This window comes from Salinibacterium sp. UTAS2018 (assembly GCF_004118935.1).
Classification (GTDB): domain Bacteria; phylum Actinomycetota; class Actinomycetes; order Actinomycetales; family Microbacteriaceae; genus Rhodoglobus.
This window is the reverse complement of the sequence record NZ_CP035375.1, coordinates 2392010-2409523: the sequence shown is the minus strand read 5'-3', so window position 1 is coordinate 2409523 and position 17514 is coordinate 2392010. Positions and strand designations below refer to the sequence as shown.

The following is a 17514-nucleotide window of genomic DNA, read 5'->3' as shown; positions in this document are numbered from 1 at the left end:
CTCGCCTCGCTGCGCGTCTTTCGAGAAATCGGATGCACGAGCGAACGGCGGTCGCTTAGCCGCGCCTAACCGCGCTTGGCTGCAACGGAATTGGCGATACCCCACACCGCGCTCAGCACAAGTACTTGCGCTGAGGCAAGAGCGAGCAGTTCCTGAAACACTGCGGCGAGAATGAACTCGGCGATCGCGAGAATGAGCGCGACGATACCAACAACGGCGAACCCGCTCTTCGCGAGGAGTCGGTCGCGTTCGTCGCGGTATTCGATCGCATTAAGCCGGAGGACATCGCTGGCTTTCTGGCCTCGCGCGTACACGGCACTGGCGAAGATGAATACCGCCGCGAGGAGCAGGAGGGTCATTTCGAACCAGTTGCCGGTGACTCCTGTGACGACTGCTGCGGCAACGAGAACGCCCAGCAACACCACGTTGATGGCTGAAATCTTCAAACGACTAATTGTCTTCAATGTGAAACACTTCCTCAATCGTCGACCCAAAGAACCGGGCAAGCCGAACAGCGAGAATCAGGGATGGGTCGTAACGCCCTGTCTCAATGGCATTTATGGTCTGGCGAGAAACGCCGAGCGCTTCGCCTAGAGCTGCCTGCGAAAGCCCAGCAGCCTGGCGCCTATCTCTAATCTCAGATTCCATGTGACAAGCATGCTTTACACACCCGGCCGGTGTCAAGCGGGCTTGTCATTATGCGCCTCTGGGCTTACGCGGGCTTGCCTGTCACACTGATCGAATGAGCAGAACGAACGCCACCCGAATGCCCGAACTGATGTCACACGAGCGCGAAGCGTTAGACGCGCTGCTCGATTCGGAGATCGTCGGGAACGTCGCCTACGTCAATGACGACGGCAGCCCAGGGCTACTGCCAACAGCAGTTGCCCGGCTTGGTGATTCGCTCATCGTGCACGGATCGACCGGCTCGCGGTGGATGCGCCTCGTCTCCGGAGTCCCAGCGGCAGTGTCCGTCACCTCGCTCGGCGGGATCGTTGTCGCCCGATCGGCATTTGAGTCGTCGCTGATCTATAGCAGCGCCGTGCTGTTCGGGTCGTTTCAGGTACTCCACGGAGACGAGAAGTCCGCCGCGCTCGATGCACTGACCGAGAAGTTGATCCCGGGGCGCCTGCGCGAAGTTCGCCCGAACAATAAGAAAGAGCTCGCAGCAACACTCGTGCTCGCCCTTCCCATTGACGAGTGGTCTCTCCGCGTCTCCGATGGCTGGCCGGAAGACACCGACGACGATATCGCCGATGATGCGTGGGCCGGACAGGTGCGATGGGGAACAAGAGCTGCGACCGTCGTTGACGCGCCTGACCTGCGCTCCGGCATCCACGCACCAGAGTCGGTTCGAGCGCTGCACGACCGCGGCTGACCGACAACAGGCGAGTTGCAGAAAATAGGCGGCCAACAGAAAAGGGCGCCACCCCCGAAGGAATGGCGCCCAGCCGAGCTACCCGAATGGCTCGACTCTGCGGTTAAGCTTTTGTTTCTGCAGCAGGCTCAGCAGCAGCCTTTGCCGCCGCTTTCTCAGCTGCCTTCTCTGCTTCAGCTTTCTCAGCCTCGACAGCGAGCCACGCATCACGCTTGGCTCCCGGCACCCAACCCGTGTTGACGACACGGATCTGGAAGATGGATGCCACAACAACGAGCACGACCGCAATAAGAATGGTCAGAACCACTCCCACTGCCGGCACGCCGCTCAGCAGGCTGACACCGATGAGGGTTCCGAACCAACCGAAGTCGGCATCGCCGAAGGTGCTGTTGGCGAAGCCAAGCTCGCCGAGCACCAGCAGCAGGATCGCTGGCAGGATCGTGATGAGAACACCGTTGACGAAACCACCGATTACCGCACCAATTCGTCCACCGGTCGCGTTGCCGTAAACGCCAGCACCACCTCCCGTGAAGAAGTGGGGAACCATGCCGGGCAGGATCAGTGCAAGGCCGAAGACCGGGCCAAGCCACGTTGCCAGGAGTGCGAGCGAGATGAGCCCACCGAGGAACGATGCGAGGAATCCGATCAGCACAGCGTTAGCGGCGAAGGGGAATACCAGCGGGATGTCGAGGGCCGGCTTGGCACCAGGAACAACCTTTTCGGCGATTCCCTGGAACGCAGGAACAAGCTCGCCGAGGATCGTGCGCACACCGTAAAGGATGATCGCGACACCAACACCGAACTGCAGTGCTTGAGCAAATGCGGCCATGATGTAGGCACCGGCATCCGCTGATCCGAAGACGTCGAACGCTTCTTGCTGCGGCAGGGCGATGAGGCCCCAGACGGCGAAGACCAGGTAGATGAGCACCATCGAGATTGCGGTGGCGACCATCGAGTCACGCAGGAACTTGAGGCCCTGCGGGAAGTTGATCTTCTCCGTGGAGTGGCTCTTCTGACCGGTTGCCTGACCAGCAGCACCGGCGGCAATGTAGCCGAGGGTACCGAAGTGGCCGATAGCGATGGTGTCGTCACCCGTGATCTTCTTGGTCCACGGATGAGCGAACGCCGGCATGACGACCATGATTACGCCGAGCAGCAGTGCGCCGATCAGGATGACGAGCCAGTTAAGGTCGGGGCCGAAACCAACGGAGAGCACAACGCTGAGCAGCAGCGCCATGAACACCATGTGGTGGCCAGTGAGGAACACGTACTTGAGCGGCGTGAACCGGGCAAGGGCGAGCATCACGATGAAGCCAAGGGTGAGAACGTAGGCGCTAGTTGCACCGTACTCAACCGAGGCGAGGGCCGTGATGACCTCGTTGGTGGGGATGACGCCCTGCGCTCCCGTGACCCGAAGGATCAGGTCACCGAGTGGGTTGAGCGAACCAACCACAACTCCGGCGCCGGCGCCCAAGATCAGGAAGCCGAGCGCGGCCTTAAGGCCACCGCCGATAACGGCTCCGGCTGGCCGCTTGAGAGCGATGAGCCCCACTGCGGTAATGATTCCGACGAGATAGGCCGGAACGTTGAGGATCTGTTGTCCGAGGAAATTCAGGACTACAACAAGCCACTCCATTGTGTTCTCCCTTGAGTTTGTTGGTTAGGCGAAAAGGTGAAGCGTTATTCGGGCAGCGCTGCCTTGAGCTTTGCTGTGATCTCTTCGAGGTCGAAGAAGTTGTCGATAATGATGACGTTCGCAGGAACCTCGCCGATCTCGTCGGCAAACTCTTCCGAGGTCAGTACGATCTGTGCGTCGCGTGCCATACCGCGAGCCACACCGATATCGGCAGCCTCGACATCGGCGTCGACACCGAGGGTGCGAAGAACTTTCTCTGCATTCATCTTGAGGAGCACGGAGGTACCGATACCCATTCCACAGACCGCAACGATCTTCATGTCTTTGCCTTTCGATTTCGAGAGTGGTTTACTGCGTGTTCTCTCGGATGATTTCCCGGAGTTGTTCTGCGGAGGTCGCCTCAAGGAGGCGGTCGAGATCGCCGCTGAGCACTCCGGCGAGATTCGACATGGTGGCGAGGTGTGAATCGTGGTCGACGGCCGCGAGACCGACGATGAGTCGAACGGGGTCGTTAGCCGAGTGGCCGAATTCGACCGGAGTCGCCAAACTGACCCAGCTGAGTCCCGTCTTAAGCACGGCAGGCGACGGTCGCGAATGTGCCAGTGCGATTGACGGTGCGATAACGATGTATGGCCCGAGTTCTTCGACGGCGCGGATCATTTCGGCGGTGTATTCGTCGGTGGTTGAACCGGTGGCGACGAGGGCATCGCCGGCAATGCGAACGGCGGAACGCCAGTCGCTCGCGTCAGCGTGCAAGACGATCGCGTCGTCGCTGAGTTCGTCGGCCAAGGTGTCGCTCACTGCATCCTGCTCTCTCACCGGTCGTTCACGCACTCACTTAATGAGCGCGCTGGGCGCTTGTGAGCCTAGTCCCCCAACAGGACTTATGTCTACGAATATCCCTAAGTGGCTATTTCTCGCCGTATTTCGCCAAAGAAGCATCGTCTTCTCTGGTCAACCGGCTAATGCGATCCGGCTCGAAAAGTGCGTCCTGCGCAATAAGCGACGCCCCAATGACACCTGCCTGATGCCCCAACTTGGCGGGAATCACCACGAGATCACGGCGAGAGAAGGTGGTAGCGTCCTGCAGCAGTCGCTCGCGGATGGGGTCAAGGAAGATTGCTCCCGCGTGCGCGATATTGCCGCCCACGACCACAGCAGAAGGGTTCAGCAACGCGACCGGGTCGAGCAGCGCCTCACCGATTTGGCTTCCAGCATGTGCCAAAATTTGGGCAACTCCCGGATGGTCGCTGGAGGCCAGCTCCACAATGTCAGCACTCGTGCGCACCGAAGTTCCCCGCGCGTGCAGCTCGCGTTTGATCGCACGGCCGCTGGCCACCGTATCGAGGCATCCGACTCGTCCGCACAGGCACTCCTCGTCGCCGCCGACGGGCGAGTGCGCAAGATCTCCCGCCCCACCACGACCACCGTGATAAACACGGCCGTCAAGAACAAGACCGCAACCGATGCCCATTCCGACCTTCAGAACGATGGCATCAGCGTGCTCCGGCCACCCCAAGCGATGCTCAGCGACTGCGAGAATGTTGACGTCGCGATCAACAGCGAACACCGCCCGAAAATCGTCCGGGAAATAATCTTTGACAATGACATCCGCCCACTGGGCATTGACCTGCGGCGAGGCGATTCGGCCGCTAGTCGGATCGACGGGGCCGGGAACGCCGACACCGATTCCGCGCACATCTGCGCGCGACTTGCCGAGTCTGGCGAGTAGGTGATCGAAAACCTGACAGCTCCAGTCGAAGATGTCGTCGGGGCCATGACTGAGCCCGATATCGGCTTCGTCTTCGAGAAGGATGTTCGACACCAGGTCGGTGATGGCGAGGCGTGAGTGCGAGCCACCGATATCCATCGCGAGCAGCAGACCGGCATCTTTGTTGACGACAAACTCTTCGGGCGGGCGCCCGCCGCGGGAGTCAGACTGGCCGGCGCTGACGATGATCTCCGCGTTCAGCAGCTCATCGAGGCGACGCGCGAGCGTGATTCGCGACCAGCCCAGCTGCGCGATGAGATCCGAGCGGGTGGTCGCCTGGGCTGAACGGATGAGATCAAGCACGACGCCAGAACCCGTCGAGATCACGTGCGCCATAGCTTTGTCCTCCGCATTGTGACCGACCGTGACGGAAAGTCTACTTCGTGACTGTGCAGATCTTTCTGCACACGTTGACTTTAGTACACAAGTAGACCAAAGTGTCAGGTATGTCAGAAACCGGCCTCCCCTTTTCAGGAAACATCACTCCCGCTGAAGCGGATTCCCTGCGCGCAGCCATCGCCATCCCCGCCCACGTGGTGCAAGCCAAAGGCCACGGCCACGGCGGAACCGCAATGGCGCTGGCACCACTCGCGCACGTGCTCTACCAACGGATACTGCGCCACAACCCCAACAACCCCCAGTGGCTCGGGCGCGACCGCCTCGTGCTCTCCGCCGGCCACGCCAGCCTGCTGCTTTACGTGCAGCTGTTTCTGACGGGGTACGGGCTTGAGCTCGACGAATTGGCCAAAAGCCGCACCCTCGATAGCCGCACTCCCGGGCATCCGGAGCTCGGGCACACTCCTGGCGTTGAAATGAGCACCGGCCCGCTCGGTCAGGGCGTTGCCTCTGCAGTGGGAATGGCCATTGCTGCGCGGCGCGAGCGCGCCCTCTTCGCCCCCTCCAACACCCTGCTCGACACCACCACCTGGGTGATAGCCGGAGATGGCTGCATGCAAGAAGGTGTCAGCGGCGAAGCCTCAAGCCTGGCCGGCACGCTGGGCCTCGACAACCTCGTAGTGATCTGGGACGACAACAACGTCACAATCGACTCCACCGGCGAAGCCGCTTTCAGCGAAGATGTTCGCGCACGCTACGCCGCCTACGGATGGCGCGTTCTCGAGATCACCGACGCGAGCAATCTTGACGAAATCGAATCCGTTCTCCATGAAGCCAAGTCGCGGGATGGCCGCCCCACGTTTGTGGCCCTGCGCAGCGTGATCGGCACCCCCTCCGCTAAGTTCTCGGGCAAGCCCGCAGCCCACTCCGGCGGCTTCGGCGCCGATGACGTTGCGGCGATCAAGACAGTTCTCGGGTTCACTGCAGACGCTTCGCTCGACGACCTCGTAACCGACAACGGCCTCGGGTTTGCGCGCGGCGCCGTGGCCCGAGGGCAAGCCCTCGAAGACGAATGGAACGCAGCACTCTCCGTCTGGAAAGCTACAGAGCCAGAGGCAGCGCGCACCTGGCACGCATTCCGCAACCCCAACGCCTCAGCCTCGCTCAGCGCACTGAACGAGATCGTGCTGCCGGCCGTCGGCACCCCCTCTGCCACTCGCAAACTCAACAGTGTCGCTATCAAGGCACTCCAGAACGTGACATCACTGTGGGGCGGCTCCGCAGACCTGGCCGGATCAACCGGTGTGGAGGTGCCCGGCTCCGCCGTGACCGCGAGCAACCCCGGTGGCGAATTCATCCGCTTCGGGATTCGTGAGCACGCCATGGCAGCAATACTCAATGGCATCGCAATTCAGGGGCCGTGGCGACCGTTCGCGTCGACGTACCTCGTATTCAGTGATTACATGCGGCCGAGCATCCGCCTCGCTGCCCTCATGCAGTTGCCTGTTGTTTATGTGTTCACGCACGACAGCGTTGCGGTTGGCGAGGATGGCCCAACGCATCAGCCGGTAGAGCAGATTGCGTCGTTGCGCACCGTGCCCGGGCTCGATGTGGTGCGCCCCGCGGATGCCGCAGAAGTTGTGTCGGTCTGGAAGCGCCTGATCGCCCAGCCCGCAGGCCCGACCGCTCTGATTTTCTCTCGTCAGGATGTTCCCGTTCTTCATGATCGTGATGACTTGGATGCGAAAGTTGCCCACGGAGGTTACGTTGCCTGGCAGCACGGCGACGGTCTCGATCTCGCGCTCATCGCCACCGGCAGTGAAGTAGCCCTTGCTCTAGAGGCAGCGGAAGCTCTGGCCGCGGAAGGCTTCTCGGCACGTGTCATCTCAATGCCGAGTGTTGAGTGGTTCGCAGCGAGCGATGCGTCCTACCGCGAGTCTGTACTGCCCGCCTCGATCGCCGCACGAGTCGCGGTAGAGGCTGGGCGCGGCGACGGCTGGTACCGCTGGGTTGGCCTCGAGGGCGAAGTTGTGAGCATCGAAGAGTTCGGGGAATCTGGGTCCGGTGCCCAAGTCATGGCTCGTCGCGGAATCACCTTGGACGCCGTGCTGGAAGCTGCGCGACGTACGCTCGGGCGCTAATCAGCTAGTTGCCGTGCTCGGCACGCAACAACCTACCCCGACTCGGCACGGCATAGCCCAAAGAGTCGGGGTCGGCTCCAGCCGCAGCAATGTAGCGATCCGGTCGAACCAACACAACAGCAGCGGAGCGCGGACTCGTCTCGCCGTGCTGAAGGTCTGACTCGTCCAACACAACCACTGGCAACCCCATCCAACGCGGTGTACTGCCATCACCAGCATCCGCTGTCACTGCGTGGTTGCTGAAGACTACCCAGCTGTAACCGGTCTTCGAAACTCGGTCATAGAGCCGCCCTCCATCACGAAGGGACGGATTGGGCAGGCGGTTGCCCGCACCCCACTTTCCGGAGCCACGGATGTGTCGGCGCTGTGAATATGAGAGGTTGAGCATCCCGACGCCTCGGGCAAGTTTCGCTTGCACGAACGGTCGTGACACCACAATTGGCGCAACCAGACTACGGATTCGTCGAGCGATGAAGCGCGGCGAAGTCATCAGCGCGGTCATGCGCGCGACGCCGCCCACCATCGCACCAGCAGTGCCCTGACGCTCACTCTCATACTCGGCCAATAACTCTTCTGCACGTTCTGGCGTAGCGGCCCGTGATTCAGCGATCCGCCACATCACGTTGTGGGCGTCTTGCACTCCAGTGTTCAGGCCCTGCCCGCCAACGGGGCTGTGGATGTGCGCGGCATCACCAGCCAGGACAACCCTGCCGGAACGGAAGCGGTCGGCCACACCGTGGCTGAGGTCGAACTGGGATGTCCAAGTGACATCGTGTGCACCGAACGTGATGCCTGCTCGGTCAGAAATAAGCGCATCAAGTTGGGCGGCATCGACGGAGCCCAATAGGTTCTCGGCGCCAGACGGCACGTGGGCGATCATCCTCCATCGGCGAGGCTCCGGCATTGGCACGAGAATAAGCAACCCCTCGGGCGCGAGGAACATATGCCCCTCATCCTCGATGAGGTCGCTGGTGGTCTTCACATCCGCCAGAAGGAAAGTGGCTCCAGCACCGGTGCGCTTGAGGGCGATTCCCGCCTGCTCGCGGACAGTACTTCTGCCACCATCACATCCGATCACCCACCCCGCCCGGATGACACTGGTCTTGCTGTTAGCTACCGGGTCGGTGTCGGTTACTAGCGTGGCCTCAACATAGCTTCCGTGATCCGTTAGTTGATGCAGGCCGGTAGACCATTCCACCTGTCCACCAAGGTCGTTAAGGCGATTCTCGAGAACTCTCTCGGTGTCATGTTGCGGCACAGAAAGCCAGAATGGAAAAGCGGTATCTCCCCAAGGCTGGGCAAGGAGGTCGACGTGCACGCGCTTCTTCCGGTTATTGAAGTGGAGGTTGAGGGCCGCGAACGGCGTTCCGGCTTTGCGGATATCACCGTCGATCCCCATGACGGCGAACACCTCCATTGTGCGAGCGTGCACCACTAAAGCTTTGGAGAATACGCCGCGCTGCGGCTTGCGCTCCACGATGCGAACGGTCAGTCCGTGACGAAGAGCCTCTACGGCGGCGGTGAGGCCAGTCGGACCCGCCCCGACCACGAGAACATCGACGTCGGTAGCGTCGTCAACTCTCTCAGTCGTCGACTTCTCTCGGGGGTGGATCGAGTTCGCTGTCATGCCCCAATGCTACAGAAACGAGACACTGGCGTCTAGTTTTCCGCGCTGGGCGTTTCCTGAACACCGCAAGACAGTGTCCCAAACACAAGCTCGACGATTTCTTCCTCGGAAAGCTTCCCCTCCAGTCGTACCGCTGCCGCCAACAACGCCATCAGCGCCGTGACAATCCAGAGCACCGAGATATCAGCCCTGATGTGGCCGGCCCGCTGCCCCCGCTGAACGATCATCGCAACCGGCATAAACGCTTCTTCGCGGCGGCGCAAGAATTCGGGATCCTGAGCCGCCCCCTCAAGGAGCAATGGCCGAAACCGTGCACCTAGTGAGACGATGCCCTCCACGACTCTACGGAGTGCTTCCAAAGCCGTTCCGTAGCCGACCTGGGCTCCGTCAACAACTTCTCTCGCGCACTCCACGGCATCATCACGCAGCGCATCAAGCAAGCTCTCCCGATTGCTGAAGTGGCGATACAGGGTCGCTCTCGCCAATCCGGCACGGCGGGCGACATCACCCAGAGTCGCGTCTGGATCGAGCGCGAGCGCAACGGCGGCCGCATCGAGAAGAATGCGGCGATTGCGTTCAACATCCACGCGAGTTGCAGGAACGGCATTCATCACAGACCTACCTCCTTGCACGGACTAGCACGAGAACGTCACCTTCGCTCGGCAGAATTCTAGCGTGGCGCCGCTCGCTGCCACCCCAACCAGTGATTGCTGGCGCGCGCAGGGCCGGAAGCTAGTCCGTGACCCGGAACAGCCCGAACGCTCCACGCTCGGCATCCGACATCGTATGGGTTATGAACGGGTAGTTCCCGGCCTCGGGGAACACCAGCTCAACAAAACCGCCCTGGGCCGGCAGCAGACCGAGCGACTGAGATCCTCCGGTACCGGTGCTGCCACCCTCTTTCAGACGGTAGTCGCCCTCCGAATAGACGGTGTCGAACTGTCCGCCCACGATGTGGAACGAACTCGGCAGGTTGGGGCCAGCATCCAGTACCCACACTCGAACTCGCTCACCGACCTTCGCCTCTAGCGGATCATGCCGATACTGGTTTGCGTAACCGTTGAAAACGACCAGGTCGGGCATTTGTGTCTGCACTTTCGCGGCATCCGCCGTGCCACCCTGCGGCCCCAAATAGAGCTCAGACTGCACAACGATAAACTCGCGATCCACCTGCGCAATCCCTGGCGGGTCGATGATGACTGCCCCAAACATGCCGTTAGCGATATGCACAGACATGGGGGCGGTCGAGCAGTGATAGAGCCAAATACCAGACCGCGTGGCGGTGAAGCTGAAGCTGAGACTCTCGCCGGGGTCGATTGTGCGCATCGGCTGATCCGGAGCAAGTGAGCCAGCATGGAAATCGATCGAGTGGCCGATGTCGGCATCATTCACCAAAGTGATGTTGAACTTATCGCCGACGTTGCCGCGCAGGGTCGGACCCGGTGCGGTTCCGTTGAAGGTCCACAGGGTCTGGGTAACTCCGGGCGATACCTCCACCTCACGATCCTGCGCCGACAGCGCCACATTACGGACGGTCGCGGATGACGCCGGCGGCAGGGTCGCATCCCGCGCAGTGAAACCGGCTGCGGGTTGCGCCATCAGGTCGAGATCCTCAGCGGCTGACGGCCCGTCGGAATCACCGCTCCCATGATCACCCGGCATCTCAGCATCACCGGACGCATCGCCAACCGCACCGCCGGTGACGACAATGGTGAGCACCATCCCCATCTGTCGGTGCCCCGCGATGGAACACCAACCATCCACGTTCGCGGCAATTACGCCGGCATCCACTGTCGCCGCTTTCCCTGCAGAAACCCGGCCCGAGGTGGCCCCGTTCTCGAGCACAAGATCGTGGGTTACCGTGTCGACGTTGGAGAGTTCGATCACGAGGCGGTCACCGGCCGGAACTTCGATGGTGTCCGGCGTGAAGCGCATGTTGTTCATTGAAATTTCGACGGTTGTCGTATTGCCCGTTGGCTTAATGGTGGGGGCGTTGGCCTCCATCGATAGGCCCGCGGATGCCGGATCCAGAGCGATACCCAACGTCGTCGCCACCAGAAGGGTTCCCACCGCCAACAGCGCCGCGCCGCTGTGCCGTTTCGGTGCGCCAGCCGTGCGCGCCGACGCGTCCGCAGCATCCACCGGAACAGTCGGACCGCCACGAGCGTTCGTTCCCGCCCGCACCGCGCGGATTGCCAACACCAGGAACGACAACAACGTGGCGAAGACAACAAACGAGACAACTACGGCAACCAAACTCGGCACCGGAAGCAGATAGAGCACTATGCCGGCATTGATGATGAGAACTCGAAAGAACGCGCCCCGATCGAGTTCTGCTGCCGTCGCTCTCGCCGCGGAAGGCCCGCCACCAAGAACCACGGGGAGCAGGTAACTGAGCGCCCCGAGCACGATCTGGGCGGCGAATCCGACCGCAAATGGTGCCGCTAGCCAGTCGAGCCCTTCCCCCGCGTCTTCCCAACTGGGGGCAAAAACAACGATCGCTCCAAGGGCAACGGTGCACACCAGCAACCAACCGACCGCCGCCGCAATGCTCCAGGCGGCATACGTGGTTGGTGGAGATGCCCGCCACGCCCGGATGCCCTCGACCACAATCATCCCGAAGCCCGCCAAGTAGATCACCACCGCGACTGCGACGACCAACGGGATCCCGACAATGCTCCCGGTAACAAAAACTCCCACCCCCGAAACGAGAAGCGGTAGCGCCCGTCGTGCCGAAGCATCCGTCGTCTCGCTCACTCTGGTGTGCAGCACTGTCGGCCACAGCAGGATGACGGTGCCGATGACGGTAAGCCCCACCCAACCGAGAAGGTTCGCCCCGAGGTGGCCGACCATGAGTCTGTCGTGGAGCTCTGGCGGAAGGGATGTGCGTGCCAAAATAACGCCGAGCGTCACTCCGGCAGCCAGGCTAATTCCGGCGAAAACGTAGTACCGCACGAGGGGTGCGAAGCGTGCCGGGAGTCCCCCTCGGCCCTGGATGATCAAACTGGCCGCGTGAACTGTAGCATTCAGGCCGACCAGGAATCCGCCAACAAGTACCAGCGGCCAGACATCCGCCACCATCCCGGCAACCACGACGGCGGCACCCACCGTGTGGGCGACCAACCTGACCCCGTGAAAGCGTCGCCCGCCCCAAGCACTTCGTCGCAGGAGGGTGTCGGCGAAGTGTTGACTCCAGATCAGAATGGCCGTGCTGACCGCCCCGAGCAGCAGTAGGTGCAGCATCAACCATCCACCGAGCGGCACGAACCGGTGGATGAGGACCACCACAGCGGCAGCCACCAGCCAGAACCCGATCAGGGAGTTCATGGCTAAATACCAGTTGCGGCGATTCACGCGACAACCTCATTCTTGGCGACACGCGGCGCACCGGCGATCGCGGATGCCACGGCAAGCACCACAAATGCCAGCACCGCAACCACGTTAAGGGCGCCGCCCCATTGCACCGCTTCTTCAATACCCCGTCCATCGCCGATGAGCACTCGCACAGCGAGTGAGGCATGGAGAAGCGCGACAGGAAGGTAGAGGAACCACCGATACGGCAGCGGACGGCGAATGACAGCGGGCAGAATCACCGGCGCATGCGCCATGACCATCGACATCACAAAGCCGAGGAAGACGGCGTGCAGCACGGCATCGTAGGCGGGGCCCGAGGTCACCGCTCCCCCCACCAGCCAGATCCCCCCAGCAACCACAAGCCAACCGTAGCCGAGAAGTAGACAGACAGCCATGTACCGGGCGAGGCCGGTGGAGCGAGCCAAGCGGGTGGCGACGTCATGACTAAACAACCAGGCGACAGTTGCCAGCATCGCGACACCGAACAGCGGATAGCCGACGACGGGCCAGAGGGGCGCGGCGAGCGCCGTCAGCGACAAGGCCATGCCGCACGCAAACGCCAAGCGCTCCACCTTTGCGTTAACGGTGGGTGAAATACGCGCCAGTTCGAGGCGCTCGCCAAAGATCGTGAGCACCAAGAACGCGACCATCGACGGTGCGATGAGGGGGATGATGACGCCGGACAGCCACAGGATCGCGGAGGCCAGCCCTGACAACGCCCCCAGCACCTGGATGGCGGTGGCCATGCTCGCTTGCCGCGCCCACACCACCCCGTAGATGGCGAGCAATACGACGAAGCCGAGCACAAAACTTGCCTGGCCAACCGCGAACGGAAGTGTCGAGAGCAGGGCAAAGCCGCCGAGCCCGAATGCCAGCGGTGAGAGGAAGCCCCACCAACGTCGGGCTGCGACGGCCCTCTCCAGCACCACCAAAGTTCCGATAAACGCGAAGACCATGAGGGGCGCATGGATGAGCGGAAGCCGTTCAGTGGTGACTGGCGCGGGGAGGCCCAGGAGGAGAAGGGCAGCATCCAAACCACCAAGAAGGGCGATTCCGCCCGGGATTACGAAGGCGAGCCGCCGGATGAGGAGGGTGCGGTCAGGCGCAGTTGTACTACCTGAGCGACCAGTCGGCCGCAGAACCGAACTCATGCCCTCATTCTACTCCGGGGCTGAAGCGGCTCTCGCGGATACTTCGCTGCCACAAGCGTGGATGGGACCCCGTAGTCTGCGATCGACTGGCAGTATGCTCGGGCGTCCCTGTCAGTTCGCGGCTGTCTTGATACGGTGAGGACGTAGCCGCAATGACGGCTCCCGACGACGGATCAGTAGCGGGTACGCGACAAGACTGGCCAAGGAGACTGTTTTGTACTGGCTGGTTCTGATTCTTTCTGGCGTGCTCGAAGCCGTCTGGGCGGCCTAGAGTTTGCCATGCGCGAGCTACCGATCGGTACCGCCTACGCTGTGTGGGCCGGTATCGGTGCAGCTTTGACCGTGGCCTACGCAATCGTCTTTGGCGGCGAGGCCATCTCGTGGATCAAGATCCTGCTCAAGCTGGTCGATTCACCGAGCTAACTTTCACCCGGCCTCATCAGGCGATCGCCAGCACTGCACGATCGGTACCCACGCCATACACTGGGATCAATGGAGGATGCACCGTGAGTGAATTAGCGCAGAAACCGGACGGTAACGCATCCGAGACGGTTAGGGCTCAGCCTAATCAGGCGGCACAACGACGACGAACTCCGTTGCGACACACCTGTGCTCAACCGCACGAGTGCCCGAAGCCGATGCGCCTGCAGATCCTCGCGCAGGTTCCGCTCTTCGATGGGCTATCCGAGCTAGCGCTCGATGGCATTGGTCAACGGATGGTGTCACTTTCTTATGCCGAAGGTGACCGGCTTTATACTGCTGGCGATCCTGCTGACTACTTGTATGTGGTTGCTGCCGGTCAAGTGAAGACTCTCCAGCCGGTGCTAAACGGTCAAGACTCCATTGTCGACATGCTCGCACCCGGAGATTTTTTGGGCGGCCTCAGCGTATTGGGCCGGCCCGTCTACGGCGAAACAGCTGTGGCTTTGGTCACAACGTGCGCACTGCGTATCGATACCCGTGCGTTTCGTGAGGTCTTGCTCGAGTACCCCCAGGTGGCGCTGCGTGCACTCGACGATGTCACAGCGCTGCTGCGGGATGCCCGCTCCGACACCAGCCAGCGGGCCACGAGCAGCGTCGAGCAACGCGTCGCGACCACACTGTTGCGGCTCGCCGACAAGTTCGGCCAGCACGGCGGAAGTGGCAACGGTACCCTCATCCAGCTCCCTTTGTCACGTGCCGATCTGGCAGCGATGACCGGATCAACGCCCGAATCGGTCTCCCGCGCCATGAGCCAACTGCGCAAAGACGGCGTTGTCGACACCGGCCGACGTTGGACCTCAATACTCGATCGCGACAAGCTCACCGCCATCACTGAGACCACCGAATAATTTCGCAACCGAGTATCCGCATAAGGCGCAACGGCGGCAAACTGACGCCCATCATGGTGCAGACCAAAGGCCCAACCTAGAGTCATGATTACTCCCCTTAACCGGGGCCATCATCACCACAGGAAGGCCACACCATGGACACCACCGCCACCACAACGACCCACACCATTTTGCGCGCGGAAGGTTTTTCTTGCCCCTCGTGCGTGTCGAAGATTGAGAAGCAGGTTGGACGCTTAGACGGCGTCTCTGCAGTCACGGTTCGCTTCGCATCCGCCCGCATCGAAATTGACCACGACCCGTCGGTCGTGAGCGTCGACGAGTTGGTCGCGGCAGTCGCGAAGGCTGGTTACCCCTCGCGTCCGGCAACCTTCTGACCGCAATCCCCCACGAAAGGCACGTGTCATGAGCACCATCCGCACCTGGATGAATAACCGGTGGGCGATTCCAGCAATCTCAGGGTTGCTGATCATCGCCGCTCTAGTGATACCCCCGCTATTGGGTTTAGACACAGTCGGCAACATCTTCATGGTGGCGGCCGCCATCGTTGCCGGTACCCGAATCGTGATCAGCGCCGCACGGGCGCTCTGGGCGAGAATCATCGGTATCGATCTGCTGGTGTCAATTGCCGCGATCGGTGCGGTCATCATCGGTCAGTATTGGGAAGCCGCGGCCGTTACCTTTCTCTTCGCTATCGGTCACGCTCTTGAAACGGCAACTCTCAACAAGACTCGCTCGGCCCTGGCAGAGCTGGTTGCCGTCGCCCCCGACGTCGCGATCGTCATGCGCGATGGCGAACAGGTCGAGATCTCTGCCGGCGCCGTAATCATGGGCGAGACAGTGCTGGTCAAGAACGGCGCCAAGGTTCCCGTCGATGGCGAGGTTGCTGGCGGTACCGGTGCTCTCGACGAGGCATCCATCACCGGCGAATCTATGCCGGTGGAGAAGATGATTGGTGACCAGGTTTTTGCCGGCACAGTCGCCCGCAGCGGCTTCCTGCAGGTGCGCGCCACCGGTGTCGGCGCCGACACCACGTTAGCCAGGATCATTCACCGCGTGGAAGATGCCCAGGACGCCAAAGCGAAAACTCAGGTATTCATGGATCGCTTTTCGGCCTGGTACACGCCCGCGATCATGGTTCTTGCGCTCGTCGTGGGCATCCTCACCGGTGACGTAGTGCTCGCGCTGACGCTGCTTGTTATCGGTTGCCCTGGCGCACTGGTCATCTCTATCCCCGTCTCGATCGTTGCCGGTATCGGTCGGGCTGCGAAGGATGGAATCCTGATTAAGGGCGGCGAGTTCTTAGAGACTTCCGCGAAGATCACGGTTGTTGCTGTCGACAAGACGGGCACCCTCACTATGGGCCGTCCACGCGTGACCGACGTGATCGTCTTAGACGAGAGCACGACTCGGCAGCAGGTGCTGACCTGGGCGGCACGGGCAGAGGCAGGCTCTGAGCATCCATTGGCCCGAGCGATTCTGGATGCCGCCGCCGACGAATGGGTGAACGTCACCGGCCTGCCCGAGTCAACCGAACCGGTTCCCGGCAAGGGCATCGCGGTGACCACGGAAGGCCACCGAATTCTCATCGGAAACCTCGCGCTTCTCGAGCAGTACGAGATTGCGAGTGCGGATGCCACTACCAACGCCGCGAACGAGCTGGCCACGCTGGGCCGCACTCCGATGATCGTCGCCGTCGACAACAGAGTCGTCGGTGTGGTCGGTGTCGCTGACGAGGTTCGCCTCGAAGCGGCTCAGATGGTGTCGGATTTGCATGCCGCCGGCGTCAAAAAGGTCATCATGCTGACCGGTGACACCCTGCTGGTCGCCAATGCAATCGGATCGGCCACCGGCGTGGACGAGATTTATGCCTCGCTGCTGCCCGAGGACAAGCTCGACATAGTCGCGGCACTTCAGGCCGAGGGCCACGTCGTCGCGATGGTCGGCGACGGCGTCAATGACGCCCCCGCTCTGGCAACCGCAAACATTGGAGTAGCAATGGGCGCAGCCGGTTCGGCTGTGGCGGTCGAAACCGCTGACATTGCGCTCATGGGCGACAAGTTACTCAAGCTCCCCGAAGCGATCTCCCTCGCCCGGCGCACCGTGAACAACATGCGCCAAAACATTGCCATCGCCCTGATCACCGTCTCGCTGCTTCTGCTTGGCGTACTCCTCGGTGGCGTGACGATGGCGATCGGAATGCTCGTTCACGAAGCATCCGTGCTCATCGTGATCGTGAACGCCATGCGTCTCATGCGCCGACCCCGACGAGGCATCGCTGTCGCCCCAACCCGTCAACTACAGGAGGAACATCATGAATACGGAACAAAACTTCACTCTCGGCAATAACGTTGAACACTTCACGATTGGCGAACTCGCTCAGCAAAGCCCGGACTTTCGAAGAGTGCTGTGGACCGGAAAGCACTCCCAGATTGTCATCATGACTATTCCGGCCGGAGGAGATATCGGGGAAGAAATCCACGAAAACTCTGACCAAATTCTCACTTTCATCAGCGGAACCGGAGCCGCCGACCTCGCCGGCCACACCCATCCGATTGAGGGTGGTGACCAGTGCGCGGTACCTGCAGGCACGAAGCACAACTTCCGGAACACTGGAGATCAGCCGCTCGTGCTCTACACGGTTTACAGTCCACCGGAGCACGCAGTCGACGCTGTCCACGCCACCAAACAAGAGGGCGACATTGCTGAAGAAAGCGGCCACGACAAGCCACCAGCCAGGTAGCTGCGGAACCGGATCTAACCCGACTACAAATCGTCTGAGAAGAGGAACC

General features: G+C 61.5%; 16 protein-coding genes, 1 pseudogene and 1 riboswitch. Of the genes and pseudogenes, 7 read left to right on the top strand and 10 right to left on the bottom strand.

The annotated features are described in order from the left end of the window. Positions 1–65 precede the first annotated feature (65 nt). Both ESZ53_RS11450 and ESZ53_RS11445 read right to left on the bottom strand, forming a co-directional pair. Positions 66–446, bottom strand: a complete 381-nt coding sequence (locus ESZ53_RS11450; protein ID WP_129072947.1) for a hypothetical protein — start codon at positions 444–446, stop codon at positions 66–68. Positions 447–450: 4 nt separating this feature from the next. Then, entirely contained in the window at positions 451–648 is a 198-nt protein-coding gene (locus tag ESZ53_RS11445; protein ID WP_010205337.1) for a helix-turn-helix transcriptional regulator, read from the bottom strand. 94 nt (positions 649–742) lie between these two features. Here ESZ53_RS11445 and ESZ53_RS11440 point away from each other — a divergent pair, with 94 nt between their 5' ends. After that, positions 743–1378 (top strand): pyridoxamine 5'-phosphate oxidase family protein, encoded by a 636-nt coding sequence (locus ESZ53_RS11440; RefSeq protein WP_168187238.1) that lies wholly within the window; start codon positions 743–745, stop codon positions 1376–1378. Positions 1379–1481: 103 nt separating this feature from the next. On the opposite strand, the gene ESZ53_RS11435 is transcribed toward ESZ53_RS11440, so the two are convergent. The 4 genes from ESZ53_RS11435 to ESZ53_RS11420 all read right to left on the bottom strand — a co-directional run bounded on the left by ESZ53_RS11435 (position 1482) and on the right by ESZ53_RS11420 (position 5121). Continuing rightward, complete coding sequence (locus tag ESZ53_RS11435; RefSeq protein ID WP_010205334.1) at positions 1482–3014, bottom strand: PTS ascorbate transporter subunit IIC; 1533 nt, start codon at positions 3012–3014, stop codon at positions 1482–1484. A 44-nt stretch (positions 3015–3058) separates the two neighbouring features. After that, positions 3059–3334 (bottom strand): PTS sugar transporter subunit IIB, encoded by a 276-nt coding sequence (locus ESZ53_RS11430; RefSeq protein ID WP_010205333.1) that lies wholly within the window; start codon positions 3332–3334, stop codon positions 3059–3061. Positions 3335–3362: 28 nt separating this feature from the next. Further along, positions 3363–3815, bottom strand: coding sequence for a PTS sugar transporter subunit IIA (locus ESZ53_RS11425; RefSeq protein ID WP_010205331.1), 453 nt, complete (start codon positions 3813–3815; stop codon positions 3363–3365). Between the two features lie 109 nt (positions 3816–3924). Then, entirely contained in the window at positions 3925–5121 is a 1197-nt protein-coding gene (locus tag ESZ53_RS11420; RefSeq protein WP_129072946.1) for an ROK family protein, read from the bottom strand. Positions 5122–5231: 110 nt separating this feature from the next. Between ESZ53_RS11420 and tkt the strand changes: the two genes are divergently transcribed. Beyond that, positions 5232–7262, top strand: a complete 2031-nt coding sequence (gene tkt / locus ESZ53_RS11415; RefSeq protein ID WP_129072945.1) for a transketolase — start codon at positions 5232–5234, stop codon at positions 7260–7262. A 4-nt stretch (positions 7263–7266) separates the two neighbouring features. On the opposite strand, the gene ESZ53_RS11410 is transcribed toward tkt, so the two are convergent. The 4 genes from ESZ53_RS11410 to ESZ53_RS11395 form a co-directional block, all read right to left on the bottom strand. Beyond that, a complete protein-coding gene (locus ESZ53_RS11410) occupies positions 7267–8889 on the bottom strand; it encodes an FAD-dependent monooxygenase (protein WP_129072944.1) in 1623 nt (540 codons plus the stop codon). A gap of 32 nt (positions 8890–8921) precedes the next feature. Beyond that, positions 8922–9500 (bottom strand): TetR/AcrR family transcriptional regulator, encoded by a 579-nt coding sequence (locus tag ESZ53_RS11405; protein ID WP_129072943.1) that lies wholly within the window; start codon positions 9498–9500, stop codon positions 8922–8924. A 121-nt stretch (positions 9501–9621) separates the two neighbouring features. Then, on the bottom strand, positions 9622–12216 hold the full coding sequence (locus ESZ53_RS11400) for a multicopper oxidase domain-containing protein (RefSeq protein WP_246837308.1): 2595 nt from the start codon (positions 12214–12216) through the stop codon (positions 9622–9624). A gap of 23 nt (positions 12217–12239) precedes the next feature. Beyond that, positions 12240–13394, bottom strand: coding sequence for a hypothetical protein (locus ESZ53_RS11395; protein WP_210403792.1), 1155 nt, complete (start codon positions 13392–13394; stop codon positions 12240–12242). Between the two features lie 141 nt (positions 13395–13535). Continuing rightward, a riboswitch (guanidine-III (ykkC-III) riboswitch) is annotated at positions 13536–13599 on the top strand. Positions 13600–13608: 9 nt separating this feature from the next. Here ESZ53_RS11395 and ESZ53_RS11390 point away from each other — a divergent pair. The 5 genes and pseudogenes from ESZ53_RS11390 (at position 13609) to ESZ53_RS11370 (ending at position 17465) form a co-directional block, all read left to right on the top strand. Continuing rightward, positions 13609–13817, top strand: a pseudogene (locus ESZ53_RS11390) (multidrug efflux SMR transporter). Between the two features lie 215 nt (positions 13818–14032). Further along, on the top strand, positions 14033–14725 hold the full coding sequence (locus tag ESZ53_RS11385) for a Crp/Fnr family transcriptional regulator (protein WP_129072941.1): 693 nt from the start codon (positions 14033–14035) through the stop codon (positions 14723–14725). Between the two features lie 134 nt (positions 14726–14859). Continuing rightward, positions 14860–15099, top strand: a complete 240-nt coding sequence (locus ESZ53_RS11380; protein WP_129072940.1) for a heavy-metal-associated domain-containing protein — start codon at positions 14860–14862, stop codon at positions 15097–15099. Positions 15100–15127: 28 nt separating this feature from the next. Further along, positions 15128–17071 (top strand): cation-translocating P-type ATPase, encoded by a 1944-nt coding sequence (locus ESZ53_RS11375; protein WP_129072939.1) that lies wholly within the window; start codon positions 15128–15130, stop codon positions 17069–17071. After that, complete coding sequence (locus ESZ53_RS11370; protein ID WP_129072938.1) at positions 17037–17465, top strand: cupin domain-containing protein; 429 nt, start codon at positions 17037–17039, stop codon at positions 17463–17465. The genes ESZ53_RS11375 and ESZ53_RS11370 overlap by 35 nt, the downstream gene beginning before the upstream one ends. The last annotated feature ends 49 nt before the right edge of the window (positions 17466–17514 follow it).